Consider the following 18,844-nt stretch of genomic DNA (forward strand, 5'->3'; position numbering starts at 1 on the left):
GTACTTGAAGCACAAGCTGTTAAGCTTGCGAAGATAAAAAACTTAAGGCGCTTCTCACCCGCTAAAAATTGCTTTACCACGGATAATTAGCCATTAACATCGGGATTACCATACCGATGACCACTGCTGAAATAAACAAACACCAGTCTCTTCTTGAAAATCTAAAGATCGTCTGACAGATAAAACCAAAGATCAAAACAACCAATACAATGATGATTTGAGCAGCTTCGATACCCAATCCAAATTCTAACAGCGGTAAAATTTTACTTGATAAATGCGCGGTCAAAGATTTAAAAAAGGACGAAAAACCTAAGCCGTGTATAAGCCCAAAGAAAAGTGCTGTAATAAACAATACTCCTAACTTATCTTTATGAGCTCCTCTGCCGGCAGTAAACACATTGTATAATGCCGAAACAAAAATAGTAACCGGTATTAAGAACTCTATAATCCCCCGATCTACACTAACGACGCCATAAACAGCCAGTATCATTGAAGTCATATGACCTACCGTAAATAAAGTAACCATTAAAAGAACGCGCCTCCAGTCTTTAAAGACATAAGGCACCGTTAGTACAATTAGAAATAAAACATGGTCGTAAGCTTTGTAATCTAATACATGCTCTAGACCTATTTTGAAATAAAACCAAAAATCTGACATAGGGACAACTTGCAATTTCACCAAAACTACAATTATTTCCCAAAGTTGCTGTGTTAAACGTTAAACTATGTCTAAACAGAAATCTAAAAAATTAAGGCTTTCGTAATTTCATTTTTTAAAATCAAACCTATGCATCGCTTCTTCAAACTTATAGCGCCCCTGTTTTTCACGCTCGCATTAATTAGTTGTGGTGCAACACCCGGGTTTACCTCCAGCCAGGATACAACACTACCTAATGCACCGGATTACACCTACATAGATACTAAAGGCAATGTGTATGCTATCAGTACCAAAAAGCTCATTTATGATCCGGTTTCTGAAGACAACACCATAGACGGTCTGGATGATGAAGGCAGGCATCTGGAGTTGAATATAGCGCTTAATGATTATGCAAAAATGGCTGCCGCTTGTGAGCAACAGTTAAAAAGTCCTCAAAAAGAACTTCCTGCAAATTACAACGGTTATGTGATACCCACATTAACCAGAAAGACTGCTGAAGAAACTGAAAAAATTGACCTCAGTATCAAAGCGGTAGACGAACTCGATTATATCATAAAACCCTTTTTAAAAGATGAATAAACCCAAAAACCCCATACTCAAAAAAGGGTTTGAGTTTTTCATCTTTATGAAAAAAACCTATCTGGCCTGGGATCGCAATGATCCATTTGCTAAAAGTGCCATTATTGCCTATTACACCTTGTTCTCACTACCTTCACTGCTCATGATTGTGACATCGATCGCAAGTGCCTTTGTGGGTACAAAAGCAGTACAGGGACGCATTCACGATGAAATCGCACGCTTTATCAGTCCGGAAGTCGCTATTTCTATTGAAGAAATGATAGGCAATGTCACCTTACAAGATGATAACTGGATTACGCTGATCATCAGTATCGCCGCATTAATTTATGGTGCTACCGGGGTATTTTTTCAAATGAAGAAGACGATGAATACCATCTGGAATGTTACCGAAAAAAACCAAAACTTCAAACGCATGCTTATCAACCGGGCTATCGCTTTTGGGATGGTTTTGGTATTGGGTTTTATGCTTTTAGTAGCTTTCGTCGTAACCGTTTTATTGAATTTACTCACCGATTATCTCGCTGAGTTTGCTCCCGTAATTACTGTTGTTTTTGCTGACGTATTAAGATTCTTGGTATCCTTTGTATTCATCGCTTCGTTGTTTGCTGCAATCTTTAAAATTCTGCCTGATGTAAAAATGGGCTACAAAACCACTGTTCTGGGCGCCAGCATAACTGCAATTTTATTTCTCATTGGGGAAAGCCTCTTAGGCTATTACTTTTCAAGCAGCAACCCCGCTTCGGTTTATGGCGGTGCCGCGTCTATTGTACTTATGCTGCTCTGGGTAAACTACACCTGCCTGATCTTGTTTTTTGGTGCTGAAATCACCGTGCAATATGCCTTGGTTAAAAAGCATAAGATCGTACCGAGTAAGCACGCAGAATTTGCGCATACCGAAGAAACCAAAGCCCTGCGCGAAAAACAAAAACAGCTTGATGCCGATAAAAAAAAAGCAATCGAATTAGCAAATAATCCTGAAGAACCCAAGGATACTACTTCATAACCTTACGAATCAAGCACACATAAACCGGAAAGTGGTCGCTGTAGCCACCGGTGTAACTTCCGTTAGCAAAACTTCTAAAAGGGTAGTCTTTGTAAGGCCCTGAGGGTGTCTGTAAAAACCGCTTGTTAAAAATACCCGCTTTATAATATTGAAAGCTATCGTAGTCTTTTTTTAGCCAGGCCGAAGACACTAAGATCTGATCAAAAAGATTCCAGCTGTCCCGATACGCAAGCGTGCCCAGACCCTGCTTTGCTAAAGCTTCCATAGGATTATAAACATCTTTAAGTCCCACATGTTTCAGCTTTGCCTTTGCTTTTAAACCCTTTTTCACACTCTTGTTTTTAGGATCATCATTAAGATCACCCATCGTAATGATTTTAGCATAGGGTTCCTGACTCCATATCGAATCAATAATCTTTCTGTTCAAAACCGCCGCCGCAACACGTCTGGGTCGGGTGCGCGCTTCTCCTCCGCTTCGGGAAGGCCAGTGATTTACGATAATATGCACGCGCTCTCCCACAAGATTACCGCTCACTAACAATTGATCACGGGTATAAATACGCTTGTTTTCACGCTCCGGATCAAAGAGTTTCAACTCATAAGCTTTACTGCTAATGGGTTGAAATAACTTTTTATCATAAAGTAAACCTACATCTATGCCCCGCCGGTCGGGAGAATCATAATGTACGATTCCATACTCCTTTTGTTGTAAAACCGATTGACTAACCAGATCTTCAAGCACCTTGCGGTTTTCGATCTCCGCGACTCCCAATAGTGCCGGTCCATTTTCAGCTTGCGGAGGTCCTATTTGCGCAATTACCTCAGCCATTTTTGAAAGCTTATCTGTATAAATAGCTTCCGTCCACCGGTCTTTGCCTTCGGGAGTACGATCGTCATCAAAGGTTATGGGATCATTTTCGGCATCAAAAAGGTTTTCCAAATTGTAAAAAGCAATTGTAATCAGCTGATAATCTTTATGCTCCTGACTAAAAACCCACAGATTTGGGTTAAGAATGAACACAATAAGAACACTTAATCGAGTTTTTGACATAACACAACTAAAATCAGACTGTTAAGTTAAACAAATTTTTAATTTAGAACTGTACGCCCCCTCTGAAAAAACCAATAATTCTTTTTCACTGTGTACAAAACCATCTTTTTTATAACGCTAGTATTCAGCATAGAAACAAGTATTGCTCAGGAGATTCGCATTCGCGGAAATCTTAAAGACGCAACAACAGCTGCTGCTATTCCAGAGGTCGTGATCCGTATTTTAAAAACTGACTTAAGAACCTTAAGCAACGCAAACGGAAGCTTTGTGCTAGAAGGCAAGCTCCCGGAAGGAGATCAAACCTTAGTGTTCTCAAAACAAGGCTATCTCGAGCTTCGGTTACCGGTAATGCTACATACAGATCAAGACTTGTATTTAGAATACATTCCATTAGAAGTAGATCTCGCTGAGGCTAATCAAAATCTCACCTTGATCAGTCTTTCCGATATGCAGCTCAACGAAGATGAAGCAGCTCGTGACAATGTCGTTTCCGGACTTTTAGGTGCTACGAATGATGTATTTAGTAATGCAGCGGCTTTTGACTTTAGCGCTACCTTTTTTCGGCCCCGTGGTTTGGACAGCAAGTACAGCAGGGTGCTTATAAACGGTATTGAACTCAACAAATTCAACACCGGAAGACCGCAATGGAGCAATTGGGGCGGACTCAACGACGTGATGCGCAATCGGGAGTTCAGTCAGGGAATTGCTGCTAATGACTATACTTTTGGTGGTCCCGCAGGTACACTTCATTTTAATATGCAAGCCTCATCCTATCGCCGTGGTGGTCGAATCTCGTATGCGTATGCTAACCGCACCTATACCGGCAGAGCAATGGCAAGTTACACTAGCGGAGTCACCCAATCAAATTGGGCATATTCCGTTTTAGCTTCACGCCGCTTTGGACAACAAGGCTATGTTGACGGGACACTTTATGATGCCAATTCGCTATTTATTGGGATTGAAAAAATCCTTTCAGAACAACACAGCCTCAACTTGTCGGTATTGTATACGCCCAATCGCCGCGGAAGAGGCACTGCACTAACTCAGGAACTCATCGATCTAAAAGGAAACAGATACAATCCCAATTGGGGATTTCAAAATGGCGAGCTGCGCAATGCCCGACTCAGAGAGATCCAAGAGCCTGTTGCTATTTTGACGCATAACTGGAAGCTTCATAAAGAAAGTACCTTGACAAGCAGTTTGGCCTATCAGTGGGGAAAAACAACAAACTCACGCATCGATTACACCGGAAGTACGCTTGTGATCAATTCTAACGGTCAGGAAAGTTTTTTAGGCGGTTCCCGCAATCCTGCACCCAATTATTACCAGAATTTACCCAGTTATTTCCTACGGTTTGAAAACCCCACAGCTGCACACTATCAACAAGCTTATTTAGCTCAAGAAGAATTTACAGCAAAGGGTCAGTTGGATTGGGATGCTTTGTATGAAGCCAATCAAACCGCTGCAGCAACCGGACTCAACACCATTTACGCCGTACAAAATGATGTAAACCGAGATCGCTTAATTCAAGCCTCAAGTATATTACATACCCGTTTTTCTGAACATCTTGATCTGGATGCTCGTATTGGAATTTCTCAGTTGAACAGCGAGAATTATGCAGAACTTGACGATCTATTAGGTGGAAGTGTCTGGCTCGATATAGACAGTTTTGCAGAAGATGATAATACCACCGGAGGCGATCTCGCACAAAGCGACCTACAGCATCGCAACAGACTGGTTACTGCAGGAGATCGTTACAAATACAATTATTCGATTAACGCTTTTAAAGCTTCCGCGTTTGCACAACTTCAAGGTACTTACAACCACTTTGATTACTATACTGCTCTGCAAATTGCGCAAACCAACTATCATCGAGAAGGTTTGTATGAAAACGGATATTATCCCGGTGCAGAATCCTTAGGCAAAAGTGAAGCAGCAGATTTTACGACTCTCGATGCCAAAGGTGGATTCACGTATAAATTCAACGGGAAACATTTCGCACAATTCAACGCCGGATTTCTGGCTCAACCGCCTACTACAAACACGGTATTTACCAATGCCAGGCAAAACAATGCTGTTATAAAAAACCCTTCCGCAGAAAATATACTGAGTTTGGATGCCAGTTACATTTACCGAAGTGCATCGCTTAAAGCACGATTAACAGGCTACTATCTCAACTTTACCAACGGAAGCGAAGTCTCGTATTTCTACACGCAGTCTTTACAAAATCCCGCAATAGAAAACGGTAATGCTCTGGTACAAGAAATCACGACCGATATCTCCCGTCAGAACTTAGGGATTGAACTGGGTGCCGAATTCAAAGTACTGCCTACCCTCTCATTTAAAGCTGCAGCTGCCCTAAGTCAAAACACCTATACAAACGATCCCAAGGTTTATTACACGACTACCTTAGCTGAGGAGCCTATCGCCTTTGGCGATGGGTATGTTAAACTTAAAAATTATCACGTTTCCGGCGGACCAGAGCAGGCATTGCAAATAGGTTTTGATTATCGCGATCCGGATTTCTGGTGGCTGGGCGGCAGTTTAAATCGGTTTACAAATGCCTATGTCGATGTGAGTTATCTGCGCCGGTCTGCTGCTTTCAGCTCAGATTATGACGGACTCCCGTTAACTGATTACAATCCTGAAATTGCAAAACAATTGCTTCAACAAGAACAACTCGACTCCTATTATTTAATCAATCTCGTGGGTGGAAAATCGTGGCGCATAAAAGACTATACCCTTGGCTTTTTTGCTTTGGTCAATAATCTGTTGAACACGCGGTATAAAACCGGTGGTTTTGAAGATTCCCGTATCGGCGATTACCGAAGCCTTCAGGAGGAACAAAATAGGGGAACTCCCTTGTTTGGAAACCGCTACTTTTTAGGCTACGGAACAACAGTTTACGCCAATTTTTACATTCGATTTTAATAGTCCGCTTTAGCGGAAGCAAAAATAAAAGCATTATGAAAACACGTTCCTTTTTAAGTTTTATACTCCTTTTTAGCACACTGAGCTGTGTCACCAATGAATTTGAGGTCCCGGATACGTCCACAACAGCAGTCATTCCGGAAGGTACAGAAGTAAGCATCACATCTGTGATCAATAATCTTACACAGAGCACAGAACCCATTATAGAGTATGAAGATTCAGACACCTACCTCACCGGTTATGTAATTAGCAGTGATGTTGCCGGTAATTTTTACCACGAACTGGTCATACAAGATGCTGCTGAGAATCCACAGCGTGGAATCACGATTCAGCTGAATCAAAACGCCATCTACACCGTATTTGAACCCGGTCGTAAAGTCTATGTCTATCTTGACGAGCTCGCCGCTACTACTGAAAATGGAATTGTACAGTTGGGTGTACGAGACGGCAACGGAATAACTGAAATTCCGAATTCCTTAATTGGCAAACACGTACTACGAACACCTGAAGTTGCCACACTAGTCCCATTACCTATTTCAATCACTGACTTTTCTGAAGCGTATGAGAACTTGTTGATCAGTCTTGAAAATGCACAGTTTAATCGGGATGAGGTTTTAGACGAATCTATAAAAACATTTGCCGGTGAAGTGACCGATGAATTTGACGGTATCCGGTTGTTAGAAACCTGTGATACAAAAGGCAGAACATTGGTAAGCACCAGTACGTTTGCTAAGTTTAAATCCGTCGAACTTCCCACGGGAAGCGGAAACATTCAGGGGATATTGAGTCGGGATTTTTACGATGATTTTTACATCATTCGCATCAACACTACGGCGGCTCTTAGTTTCACCAATACCCAGCGGTGTGATCCTGATGAACTCAAATGCGGTCTTGCAGAAGTTCCGGGAGCAACACTTCTTTTTGAAGATGACTTTAGCGAGCAATCTCGTAACAATCCCATAGAAGGAAACGGTTGGACTAATTTTATAGAGTATGGAATTCAGGCCTGGGAAGCCTATACCGCGAGTGGGAATAATGCTTCGCAGGGAGTTTCTGCACGTATAGACTCGTATCAATCTGGTGATGCACTGAGTGTTTGTTGGTTGGTCACACCGGCAATTGATTTAGCTTCTAACACCCATGTGAAAATCAGGTTTGAAACCAGCAGCAGCTTTGCAGATGGTAGTGATCTTGAAATATTGTTCAGTTCAGATTGGGATGGGGATACAGCAACTATCACACAGGCTACCTGGCTTGTTCTGGGGGATGCTTTTGTAATTCGCAATCAGGATTTCTTTGGGGATTGGTACAGCTCGGGCATTGTAAATTTATCCTGTGCTACCGGCGAGACCGGCTATGTCGCTTTTAAATATACAGGCAGTACGCAGGATGACTTTGACGGCACCTATCAGCTTGACAACATAAGTATTACAGCAGACTAAGCAATAAAAATGCTATTTTTAGGAATCTAAAACAGTACATTTTGATCAAAACTACCCTACTCAGTTTACTTTTTATTGGTTGTATTGCCTGTAATTCTAAAAAAGAAGCCCCTCAAAAACTCCAACAATTTACAACAGAACAAGCTCAACGCATAATGGCCGCAGACTCGATTACTCCGATGCGTGTCTTTAAAATCACCAAAGAAAGTGACTCGCTGTTGCTACGCACTCCTAGTGAACAAGTAGTGGTAGATCCTAACGACACCATTCTTAAAAACCTCATCGATCGTATGTATGCTACGGTGCGGGACAGCCTTTCTTTAGGTGCCGGTATCGCCGCCCCACAAGTAGGAATTTTAAAAAAAATCGCTTGGGTACAACGTTTTGACAAAGAAGGTTTTCCTTTTGAAGTCATTATCAATCCTGTCATCAAACAGTATTCTAAAAAGAAACAAGATTGCCCCGAAGGTTGCCTGTCTATTCCCGGTCGTCGCGATACATTATCATCCAGAGCTTATGCAATTCTTGTAGAATATGATAAGCCTGATGCTTCTCATGAAATAGAAATGGTTGAAGATTTTACGGCGGTAATTTTTCAGCATGAAATTGATCACCTCAACGGTATTTTATACCTCGATCATTTAAAACAAGAAGTAAAAGATGCCCAAGGCCTGATGACCTTAGATAGCCTTTCGAATTAAAATACCGGTTAACGGGTATAAAACTTCTCATGCGCTTTCTTTAAATTTAAATCTAACTAAAAATGAATTCAATATGTCACTTGATTACGATGGAATAGAAGGACTTGTTTATCTTGGAAACGGCTCTGAAAAGTATCAACAATTAGTTTATGCATCATCACTTTACGGAACCTTTTTTGCTGTTTACGGAAATTTTAAAGTCGAAGATAATGGTTCAGATGGTTTAAAAATAGCCAGGGCTACTTTCAGATTGGTGAATTATAAAGGAATATTAGACATTGGTTTACGCAAGGTTAAGTTCAACAAGGAACGTCAAGAATGTGAATTAAAAATTCAGGCACTTAAACAAAGTAAGGAATGTACCTTAGAAAATTTTGTAATTGATCCTACAGAAAAACTGAGGTTTATAAGAAACTTATCTAAAGTTTCCAGCAAAGAAAAATATATTCACGATGATGAGTTTTATTACAGAGATGGGGATTTTAAGATGAACAAACCCCCTTATGACTTACTCAATAACGACAATTGTGGTGATATCGAGAAATGCATACAAAGTAAAGTGCCTTACGAACTTGACGCAATAGATAAAGCTCCCGGCGGACGCTGTATGCTATCAGAACTTAAAGTTTTGATTTAATGATTCGTTTGCTGCCTAAACTTTTTTGCTTTTTAGTATTTAGTCTTTCATTTGGGCAGCAAACCAAAAATTCTAAGTTTAATGCCTATTTCCAGTTTTTAAAGGAACTTGAAAATCAAAAAGCGATCTCCCAAATCAGCGGGGTTAAGGACACCATATATAGTGTGCCGCTTAAAACTTTTGCAAATATCACCTATCAGGGTTTTACCGGTGATGCTTCAGAATACCAGCAACTTTGCAGAGAACGAGAAAGCAAAAATCCTTTTTTAAATACAATCTACCTGCTCAACACCGGGTATTTTGAATTTTACTTTTCGCAAGATCGCACAGCAGCCTACCCCTATTTTTATGCTGCATTAAAGAGTGCAGCTATTACGAAGTATAAACCCCTTCAACGTCGTGTATTACGTGCTATTTTACAATATTTTCATCATGAAATTGCCCGAAATAACAATAATTATCAGGTTTTTTTAGATCAATATAAAGATCTTATTGAGGATATTCACGATCAGGTTTATTTTCAAGTTTATGAAGTGATTTTTTATTCTTCGGTACTAGAGATCAAATCGGTTTATCATAAAAAAGCAGCTCAATTAGAGAGTTTAATTCCGCAGCTTGAAACCAATTGTAAACTCTTACCAAAGCTTTACTTAGAAGTCGCTTTATTTTATGAATTGAATGAGAAGTATGATAAGTCTGCCACGTTTTATCAAAAGGTTTTTAATGAAGGAAAAAACATTCCTTATTATACTGACAGTCGGTTTTCTGCAATGACAAAGTTGGCCTATCTGGAACATCTAAAAGGAAAATCTAATCTTGCAATTGAAAAGCTAAAAGAAGTTGCGTGTTGCTATAATCCACAAGATTCTTTAAAAAACACTTTTTTTGTTGAATATTATCTTTCTAAGTTTTACGAAGCTATACAAGAAGATTCATTGGCTTTAGCGCATTACAAAGCCCATGTTGAAGCCGGACATAACATCAACTTCAGGGATAATACTTTAGAAATATCCCGACTTCAGGTTGAGCTAGAAACCGAAAAAAAAGCTAATGATCTATTGCTAGAAAGGCAAGCTAAAAAGCGCTTTCTGCTAATTACTCTAGGACTTTTGGCGCTGCTTTTTATTCTAATTCTTATTGGTTATCTAGTCATCACAAACAGCAAAAAACGGCGTAAACTGGCTGAACAACAAAATGAACTGGAGAAAGAACGCGTAAAAAACCTGTTAAAAGAGCAAGAACTTGCCAGTGTAGATGCGATGATTGCAGGTCAGGAAAAAGAACGCACCCGTATTGCCGGTGAATTGCACGATGACTTGGGCGCTTTAATGACTAACGTCCGCCTTCATTTTGAGTCTTTAAAGTCTTCGAGAGCTCCAGATCTTTTTGAAAAGACCGATGAGCTTCTAAACGAAGCCTATCAAAAAGTACGAAGCATCGCTCACGCTAAAAATTCTGGAGTTATCGCCAATCAAGGCTTGCTTAAAGCGGTAAAAGAATTGGCTCAAAAAGTTTCCCAGTTAAACGGACTCGAAATTGAAGTGGTAGATCACGGGATGACCAATCGTTTAGAAAACACTCTTGAAATCAGCATCTTTAGAATCATACAAGAATTAATCACCAACATCATCAAACATGCTCAGGCTAACAGCGTGACTATTCATCTTATCAATCACGGTGACACGTTAAATATTATGGTTGAAGATGATGGGGTCGGCTTTGAAACACGACACGTAATTAAAAGATCATTAGGTATGGGAATCAGCAATATAGACCGCCGCGTAGAACATTTAAATGGTAGCTTAACACTAGAGTCTGAACCCGGAAAAGGAACCACAGTTATAATAGATATACCCTTATGATACGATTAGGAATAGGTGAGGATCATCAGTCATTAATAGATGGCATTCAACTTCTTCTACAAGAAGAACCACACATAGAGCTTGTTTGCAGTGCAAATAATGGAGAACAATTAGTTGAAGTTGTACGTAAATACCAGCCTGATGTACTTATTACCGACATACGCATGCCTAAAATGGATGGTATACAAGCTACAAAAACTATAAAAGAAGCATTTCCGGATATCGCTGTCATAGCCTTTACGATGTTTGATCAGAATGATGCTGTACAACAAATGCTTGATGCAGGTGCATCAGGGTATATTCTAAAAAATTCAAGTTTACAAACACTAAAGAAAGCAATAGAAACTGTTGCTGCAGGAGAACGTTTTTTTGACTCACAAATTGATCAGAGTACCTTTAATTCAGAGAATAGTAGAACTTCTAAAAATGGTTTACTTACTAAACGTCAACTTGAAATACTACGTCTTATCGCTCAAGGTAAAACCTCTCGTGAGATCGCAGATGATTTATTTATAGGGGTACATACTGTAGATACGCATCGTAAAAACATGATGCGCATTTTAGAATTAAAAGGAAAAGGAGAACTTTTAAGATATGCGCTTGATAAAAAGTATGATTTCTAATTCTAAATAAATACAAACTTAAGCTGGCAATTTCTATCACAGATTTGGGAACTTTAAATTATGATAACAGTACGATTACTACATACAATGTAACCGGCACAGCAGACGCTCAAGACTTTGAAGATGTAGAAACGGTTTAGATAAAAACTACTCAGTAATTAAAACCCTAGAAACCGTTAAAATAAAGCTACTTAGTGCCTTACATTTAATGGCAGATTATCATTTGAAAACAAGTTCTACCTCAATTTACAGACTTCATTATCTCTGCTTTCAAAAGATAAAGAGCGCGCAAACCACATTACAAATACACTAACCCTATCTCCAAGATTAGAGCCTGAATGGTTTAGCGTTTATAGCCCTGTATGTGTAAAACAATATGCTGGTTTTGCTTGGGTTTTTGGCCTTAGGGCCGGCCCGTTAACCCTAGGCTCTGTCACTGCTATCACCAATTTAATCTCCTCAAACTCTAAGGCCGCAACGTCTATTTTAGCTTAAAAATCCCTATTTCTCAATAAGACTTTATTTATTTCAATTAGCCATTCATTTTGAAAACGCTTCAGACATGCTGAAGTGTTTTTTATTTCTACCTTTACCCTCTAATATTTAGTATATGGCTTTATCTAACAACGATATCTTTAAAAAACTACGTGTAGCCCTTAAACTACGTGATGATGACATTGTAAAAATTTGTGCTTTAGTAGATTTTGCAGTGACTAAAAGTGAACTGGGTGCCATATTCAGAAAAGAAGACCACCCTAAATATGTAGCATGTGGCGATCAATTTCTACGGAATTTTCTTAACGGACTCGTCATTCATATGCGCGGTCCTATGCCCGAAAAAAAAGCCGGTAAACCGGCCCTTAAAAAAGACGGGGATAAAAAGAAAAATAGTAAGAAGAAAGATTCTCCTAATAAAGCGGATTAATCTTACATCTTAAAAATCGTATATACCGGAAAGTGATCACTCAAACCGCCCAGATATTTATCTCCGGCGTATGTACGTAGCGGATTACCTCTATATTTACCTTCTTGCTCTTTTAAATACTCCGGATTGTAAATCGCTGACTTTTCATATTCAATGGGATTGTCATAAGCCTTCATCCAGTTGGGCGAAAGGATGATCTGATCAAACAAATACCAGTCTCCTCGATGGGTTAGCGACCCCGCATAGCGCGTTAATAAAAACACCATAGGATTGTAAAAATCAATGGAAACCAAATGATCGCGAACTGAAATACTTTGAGGATTGTCATTAAAATCTCCCATAATGATGATTCTTGCTTCCGGCTCTTTAGTCTGAATTTCTGCGATAATTTCCCGGTTACGTTCTGCTGCTGCAATACGCTTAGGCTCTGAAATCGTCACCCCTTCTCCACGAGAAGGCCAGTGGTTTATTAAAACATAAACCTGCTCCCCTTTAAACAACCCAGATACATAAAGAATATCACGGGTATAATCGCGCACGCCCTGATCTGTATGGAGATGTAACGAGTAGCTTCGTGTTTCTAAAACTTCAAAATGTTGTTTATCATAAATCAAAGCGGTGTCTATGCCGCGCTCATCAGGGGAGTTATGGTGTACAAAATCATAGTTCAGATCTTGCAAGGCTTCGGTTTGAAGTAAATCATTCAGCACCTTTTTGTTTTCCACTTCGGCCACACCTACCAGCACCGGACTCATACTGGTCTCTTCCTTTCCAATTTCAGCAATAACGACTCCAAGACCCTTTACTTTTTCCGCATAGCGCGAAGCATCCCAGTTTAGAGCTCCTTGTGGTGTAAAATCATGATCCAGAATGTTAGGGTCATTAATGGTGTCAAAAAGGTTTTCGAGATTGTAAAAAGCAACGCAGATTTTATTTTGAGGCATTATTTAGTTTTAAAAACTCAATTCTAGAGTTTGTAAGAAACCTTAAAAATAAGGGTTCTGGGCTGAATAAACGTACGCTGATCTGTAATTAGAAACTGACTGAAGGAATTGCTCGCACGAAAACGAATGTCAAAAATATTCTGTGCCTCGATCTCAAAGCCCCAGGCGCTTCCCTCCTTTTGGTAAAACAGACTCGCTCCGGCCTCCTGAAAGCGATTGATCTGATTTTGAGTTTGATTCTCGTAATACGTAAACTCATAACTCGCTTTTAAAATAAAGTCTTCTAAAAAATCATAATCCAGATAGGCAAAGGGTGTTATCCGCTGAAAATTACTATCAAAAGTATCTGATCTGAAATCACTAAAACTATGTCGCAATCCGGCTTCTAAGTTAGGCCAATCGTCAAAAGAAGTTTCAGTTTTGAAATTGTAACTATAATTCACCGAATTATAAGCAAGCGTCTCATTATTTACAATTCTTGAGTAATCTGAAAGGTTTAAATTTCCGCCTATTGTAAACCGGTAATCGCTAATTTTTTTAGAAAATGACGTATTAGCACTATAGCTATTTTCAGGAAGATTTGTATAAATCAATGTGTTGATCTGATCTATTCCTTCAATCTGTGTGATGTTGCGAATAGAGCTTTCCTGGTGGCGATAACTCAACCCGGCGTTCATAAAAATACCGCGGTACAGACTGAATTTAGAATAGAACAGCGATGCGCTGTGTGAGAGTTGATTTTCAAGGTTTTCATTTCCACTAAACAAGCCGTTAAAGCTACTTAGGCGCAGACGATTTGCCAATTGCGAAGCATTGCCAAACTGTGATTGCCTGTTGTATTTCAATCTTAATTTTTCTCCGCTATTCATTTTCCACTCTACCAGTAATTCTGGTAGTAAAACTGCTTTGCCAGCTCCTACTTCCCGAGTTTCAAATTGATCTACCGTCCAGAAATAATAGTGATAAAACAATCCCGGCTTAACTATAAAGTTATCAGCTTTTGCCTTGTACTGAAACCCAAAATAGCTATCACTCAACTTAAAAAGCAAGTCGTTATTAAAGCCACTGTCTGTAAAATCGACCAAGTTCCCACCATTTAATTGTTGGGTATCTCGCGTATTGTATGTTTGATGCGTGACGTTTATACCTGCTTCAGGATAAATGTGGTGAAAGCGGTGTAACACCCAGTAGTGCTTTGCATTGATATTGAAATCATACTTTATAGACCGCGTAGTTTGGAGCAAATTATAGGTATCATCTTCTGTATTAAACGGAATGATACCAGAAAAAACAGGACGGTTAAAAAGCCAGTCGCGGTCATTCTCATTCCGGCTGTATTGAAAGCCGGCCTCTACTGTGCTGGTATGTTTGTAGGAGAATTGACGGTTAAAACTCAACTCCGTTTTAAAATCTAAAGACTGCGGTTGAGTTTGGGTATCTACAAAGGTATTTTGATCAGGGGTTTGAGACAGCACGCGATTCAGTCCGTCTCCTTTGCTAGTTTTTAAGTAGCTTGCTGCATAAAGATCGGTACCGCTGTCTGGAATATACCGTAAGCGTATCTTATTGAGCGTAAACAAAAGATTGTTATTGATTGTAGTCGTTCGGTTTTCTTCCTGAAGATTTCCGGTTAAGTAAGTAAAATCACTCTCGTTGCGGGCTTCGAGTTTTCCGTTAGAGACAATAGAGTAGGCATCAAGATCTGTCGCTTTACTGAGTTCTTGCGAAATGCTGAAAGCTCCAAATTTATTTTTATTGTAGACAAAATCATCGTTGTTTAAAAACTGTGCAAAATCATCATTGCGCAGGTTAAAATAGGCCGAAGGATCTTTGCTCAACAAACTGAAACCGCCTTCAAAATTGATGTAATCACTCAGGGAAAATGACTTTTGACCGATGTTATTAAAATCACCAATGGCATTCACCGCCGTTTTTGAAGAGTAATAAAACAAATTGGGGTGTATCAAGTACCGATCTTCAAGTCCACCACCAACTTCGATATCTCCAAAGGCAAACTTCTTTTTACCTTCTTTAAGCTTGATATTTAGCACCATCTTATCGCTATCGCTCAAACCTTTTAAAAAGGCAACTTCGTTATAATTATCAATAGCCTCAACCTCGTCAACTGCATCTGCGGGAATGTTATTTACGCCCAATTTCTCGTCACCGGTAAAAAAATCTTTACCTTCTACCATAAGCTTGGTCACCTCTTTACCATTTACCGTTGCATTACCATCACGATCAATCACAACCCCAGGTAACTTTTTGAGCACGTCACGCAGTTTACGCTCTTCTCCTGTTACAAAGTTATCGGTACGGTACGTTATGGTATCTTCACGCACTTTTACCGCCAGACGCTGTTTGATTACGATTTCTCCAAGCTGATCGCTTAAGGGTTTCATCACAAAATCACGGGAGACATCCTGAGATAGGTTTATAGTATCTGTGATCTTTGTAAACCCCATATAGCTCACTTCTACCCGATAGGGAATCCCTTTTTCTAAACGCAGCTTGTATAGCCCCTGCGGACTCGATATCGCAAAACTGGTTTGCGCTCCATCTGTCTGTGGAAATGCTAAAATATTGGCGTTAGGCAGCGGCTGATTTAAAGTGTCTTTTACAGCGCCTGAAAGCTGGGTGTTTTGGGCATGGCAGAAGGATAAACCTACTAATGCTAGTAAGATCGTTTTATACCATTTTCTAACTATACCTCTTTGTACTTTCAATAAGATTAAATTGTGATTATTTGATCCATTTAATTTTTAAAGAATTCTTTTGTTTTGTTGGTCAATTTTTTAATCTCGTCATTATATTCCTCTTGTGATATCATTCCTTTTTCGTCAGGTTTAGTAAAATCTAATGTAGTCACTTCTTGTATATTTTTTAATCGTAAAATATAGCCAATATTAGATTTCACCTGTACTTCCACTATCAATCCCGGCAAGCCTTCAAAGTCGGCAGGCCCTGTATTATATGGTAATTCAGGAACGTACCAAGCCTCAATGGGAAACTCAAAAGACCCTTTGGAGTTTATAACTGTTTTAGATGAAGTAGCTTTGAATGCCTCAAGATTATTAATGATCTTTTTTTCGGCACTTAATTTCCAATCGTACCGTCCTAGCGTATCCTTTACAGTGAAATCCTCGTTGAAGGCTGAAAACTTTTCGATCAAATAACCCTTATTAGTATCCATATACACATCATGATTAAGATTATATAGACTGGTTGCCAAGACGCTCATAGAAGCTGCTTGCGCATCATTGGGCATATCCTCTTCTACATCATATACTGAATGATACCCCTCAATTCGTAGCTTTGGTTTTTTCTCCGGCAGCGTTTTTGCTGCACGGGTTACCATATTCCAAAAACCAATTTCTTTTTGTAGTTTTTGATCCTTATTTTCAATGGCAATCACTTCATAATCTACTATGAGTGCTTTTTGCGAAAACGTGTTAGAACACAGTAGCAATGAAAACAAGAGTATTATACTAAATTTCATATTTTAAAAAATTTAAAAAAAAGGATATATTCACAAATATATCCTTTAAGATTACTGTAAAATCACATTAAGTGAATTCCTAAGTTTTCCTATTGATCCTCCTCACAAGCATCAATTACAGCAAGAGCTATTGCAGCCGCCTGCTCTTCTGACGTGCCATTTGCTATGGCTGCATCATAAGCTGCATCTCCTTGAGTTTGACAACTTGCAAAAGCAATAACATTAACAGTTAGAAAGACAAAAAACGTTAAATAAACTTTTTTCATAATAAACGAAATTTTTAATAGTTAAAAAAATAATTTGGTTTCGAAACATTATAAAGTTAACTATCCAAATATGTTTAAGGCATTCAAAATCCCTACTTGTAGTATGGCTTTTGCTTTTTAAAAAACCCGCGATTCTTAGCATTCAAAATAAGCTCATGATCAGATTGACCTTCAACTTCTAAAAGCGGTTTAAGGTTACGGTTTCTTTTCTTTACACCGGCTTTAGATAAAAGTAGAATAGCTGGCAGCTCTACCATTTTAGTTCCTACCTCTGCGAAACAATGCATTCCACTCAGATAATGAGATTAACTCTTCGTCAGTGTCAATAAAATCTATTTCACGCTCATCATCAAATAAACGTATCTCTGAAGCCCTAAAAATAAATACTTCAGTTTTTAGCTCTAAGATTAATCCTCCTGCCCCAGAATAGTTTGCCGGGCCGTAATTAAAAGGAAGAGATGTTGCTACCCAAGCTTCAATAGGAATTGATTTTTCATTTTCCAATTTCTTTATTGCTAAGGCTTTATAACAAGTATATTGCCCTATTTGCTTTGTTTCGTCAAGAATTTTCCATTCAAAAGCTGGATATTCTTCTTTGACAAGATATTCTGTATTTTCAAAGTGAACCTGTCGTATTACACTTTTTGACGGTACTCTGTATAAAATATACCATTTGCATCAGCTGACATAGCCACATCATTAGAGGTGTTACGATCGTCAATTGACATTGTCTGTAAAACCTTAAACATAGAATTAATATGATTAAACTCTAACATAAATTGGGTAGAGGAATAGGCCTGTTTTAACTTTATCAATTCATTTTTCATATAATCTCTCATAGAAATATTGACTGACTTCAATTCAAAGGCACTTTCCGGCATTAGTATTTTATATTCTACCCTGCCACTTTTGACCTGCGCGATACATCCATAGGAAACAGCAAAAATTAGTATTAAAAAAAAACCTTGCTTATATTAGGCTATTTGCTCAATCTAATTCTTCAAGTAGCTTTTATACTTCGCGTTAGCCTCTTCCTGCGTAATTATTTTATATTTAGGTATATTAATCTCAACTGCTTCATCTCCATTTATTGTGATATCTGTAGCCTTAAAAACTAAATCCTCTCCTACTTGAACTTCTAGAATAAGTCCGGGAAGACCGCTGTATAAATACGGGCCGTATTGCACAGGGATCTCTGGTGTGTACCAAGCGATAAAATCCCGCTTTACAATTCCCTTACTACCTTCAACCATTTTGTAACCTTGAGCTTGATACGCAGTGTAGATGCCTATATTTTTGGTTTCATCAAGCAAAGTCCATTGCGGTAATGTTTCTTCAACAAGTACATTTCCTAAACTACCACCACTTTTTAAAATCTGATGAGGGCTTTGTGAAGTATAAACTTCATATTTAACACCCGAAACGATTTCTAATATTTTAACTCCTTCATCAGGTTTATCTAAATCTAATACGGCTCGTGAAAGTGAATACTTTTTATCAAAATATAGAATAAGTTCAACTGGTTTAGTGTTTTTATATGTATCTCGCATCATCATCTTAACCATTGGACTAAGGTCCTTTTTATCAATTTCCTTAATGTTCTTTTCAATATCAATAGAAACTTGATAATAAATTTCTCCTGTGTTGATTTGAGCAAAACTCAAAAGTGGAAGCATCAGTATAAAGTAAATGGAAAACTTATTTTTCATAGAACCATTCTTTA

17 protein-coding genes are annotated in these 18,844 nt (G+C 38.8%); 9 read left to right on the plus strand and 8 right to left on the minus strand.

Going from position 1 to position 18,844, the window contains the following annotated elements; translation table 11 throughout:
* Positions 1-73 precede the first annotated feature (73 nt).
* The gene (locus BUB91_RS11055) at positions 74-658 is read right to left on the minus strand and encodes a HupE/UreJ family protein (protein WP_073099302.1); all 585 of its coding nucleotides are present in this window, start codon (positions 656-658) and stop codon (positions 74-76) included.
* 129 nt (positions 659-787) lie between these two features.
* On the opposite strand from BUB91_RS11055, the gene BUB91_RS11060 reads away from it, so the two are divergent.
* Both BUB91_RS11060 and BUB91_RS11065 read left to right on the plus strand, forming a co-directional pair.
* On the plus strand, positions 788-1,237 hold the full coding sequence (locus BUB91_RS11060; protein ID WP_073099303.1) for a hypothetical protein: 450 nt from the start codon (positions 788-790) through the stop codon (positions 1,235-1,237).
* Complete coding sequence (locus tag BUB91_RS11065; RefSeq protein ID WP_073099304.1) at positions 1,230-2,240, plus strand: YihY/virulence factor BrkB family protein; 1,011 nt, start codon at positions 1,230-1,232, stop codon at positions 2,238-2,240. Before BUB91_RS11060 ends, BUB91_RS11065 begins: the two co-directional genes overlap by 8 nt.
* On the opposite strand, the gene BUB91_RS11070 is transcribed toward BUB91_RS11065, so the two are convergent.
* Positions 2,230-3,291: an endonuclease/exonuclease/phosphatase family protein gene (locus BUB91_RS11070; RefSeq protein WP_073099305.1), complete on the minus strand. Its 1,062-nt coding sequence runs from the start codon at positions 3,289-3,291 to the stop codon at positions 2,230-2,232. The genes BUB91_RS11065 and BUB91_RS11070 overlap by 11 nt on opposite strands.
* Before the next feature lie 90 nt (positions 3,292-3,381).
* Between BUB91_RS11070 and BUB91_RS11075 the strand changes: the two genes are divergently transcribed.
* The 7 genes from BUB91_RS11075 (at position 3,382) to BUB91_RS11105 (ending at position 12,412) form a co-directional block, all read left to right on the plus strand.
* Positions 3,382-6,222 carry a carboxypeptidase-like regulatory domain-containing protein gene (locus tag BUB91_RS11075; RefSeq protein ID WP_073099306.1) on the plus strand — a complete coding sequence of 947 codons (2,841 nt, stop codon included), beginning with the start codon at positions 3,382-3,384 and terminating at the stop codon, positions 6,220-6,222.
* A 35-nt stretch (positions 6,223-6,257) separates the two neighbouring features.
* Positions 6,258-7,664 (plus strand): DUF5689 domain-containing protein, encoded by a 1,407-nt coding sequence (locus BUB91_RS11080; protein ID WP_073099307.1) that lies wholly within the window; start codon positions 6,258-6,260, stop codon positions 7,662-7,664.
* 41 nt (positions 7,665-7,705) lie between these two features.
* Entirely contained in the window at positions 7,706-8,365 is a 660-nt protein-coding gene (locus tag BUB91_RS11085) for a peptide deformylase (protein ID WP_083557922.1), read from the plus strand.
* A 73-nt stretch (positions 8,366-8,438) separates the two neighbouring features.
* On the plus strand, positions 8,439-9,002 hold the full coding sequence (locus BUB91_RS11090; protein WP_073099308.1) for a hypothetical protein: 564 nt from the start codon (positions 8,439-8,441) through the stop codon (positions 9,000-9,002).
* Positions 9,002-10,864, plus strand: coding sequence for a sensor histidine kinase (locus BUB91_RS11095; protein ID WP_073099309.1), 1,863 nt, complete (start codon positions 9,002-9,004; stop codon positions 10,862-10,864). Before BUB91_RS11090 ends, BUB91_RS11095 begins: the two co-directional genes overlap by 1 nt.
* A complete protein-coding gene (locus tag BUB91_RS11100) occupies positions 10,861-11,487 on the plus strand; it encodes a response regulator (protein ID WP_073099310.1) in 627 nt (208 codons plus the stop codon). Before BUB91_RS11095 ends, BUB91_RS11100 begins: the two co-directional genes overlap by 4 nt.
* A 610-nt stretch (positions 11,488-12,097) precedes the next feature.
* On the plus strand, positions 12,098-12,412 hold the full coding sequence (locus BUB91_RS11105; RefSeq protein ID WP_073099311.1) for a DUF1456 family protein: 315 nt from the start codon (positions 12,098-12,100) through the stop codon (positions 12,410-12,412).
* Positions 12,413-12,414: 2 nt separating this feature from the next.
* On the opposite strand, the gene BUB91_RS11110 is transcribed toward BUB91_RS11105, so the two are convergent.
* The 6 genes from BUB91_RS11110 to BUB91_RS11135 all read right to left on the minus strand — a co-directional run bounded on the left by BUB91_RS11110 (position 12,415) and on the right by BUB91_RS11135 (position 18,830).
* Positions 12,415-13,356, minus strand: a complete 942-nt coding sequence (locus BUB91_RS11110) for an endonuclease/exonuclease/phosphatase family protein (RefSeq protein ID WP_073099312.1) — start codon at positions 13,354-13,356, stop codon at positions 12,415-12,417.
* A gap of 23 nt (positions 13,357-13,379) precedes the next feature.
* Positions 13,380-16,082, minus strand: coding sequence for a carboxypeptidase regulatory-like domain-containing protein (locus BUB91_RS11115; protein ID WP_241652602.1), 2,703 nt, complete (start codon positions 16,080-16,082; stop codon positions 13,380-13,382).
* Between the two features lie 29 nt (positions 16,083-16,111).
* The gene (locus BUB91_RS11120) at positions 16,112-16,855 is read right to left on the minus strand and encodes a GLPGLI family protein (protein ID WP_073099313.1); all 744 of its coding nucleotides are present in this window, start codon (positions 16,853-16,855) and stop codon (positions 16,112-16,114) included.
* Between the two features lie 89 nt (positions 16,856-16,944).
* Positions 16,945-17,121, minus strand: a complete 177-nt coding sequence (locus BUB91_RS21035) for a hypothetical protein (protein WP_164917857.1) — start codon at positions 17,119-17,121, stop codon at positions 16,945-16,947.
* A 258-nt stretch (positions 17,122-17,379) separates the two neighbouring features.
* A complete protein-coding gene (locus BUB91_RS20650) occupies positions 17,380-17,787 on the minus strand; it encodes a GLPGLI family protein (protein ID WP_083557923.1) in 408 nt (135 codons plus the stop codon).
* Positions 17,788-18,113: 326 nt separating this feature from the next.
* Positions 18,114-18,830 (minus strand): GLPGLI family protein, encoded by a 717-nt coding sequence (locus BUB91_RS11135; RefSeq protein WP_073099316.1) that lies wholly within the window; start codon positions 18,828-18,830, stop codon positions 18,114-18,116.
* Positions 18,831-18,844 lie beyond the last annotated feature (14 nt).

The organism is Leeuwenhoekiella marinoflava DSM 3653 (genome assembly GCF_900129005.1).
Lineage (GTDB): Bacteria > Bacteroidota > Bacteroidia > Flavobacteriales > Flavobacteriaceae > Leeuwenhoekiella > Leeuwenhoekiella marinoflava.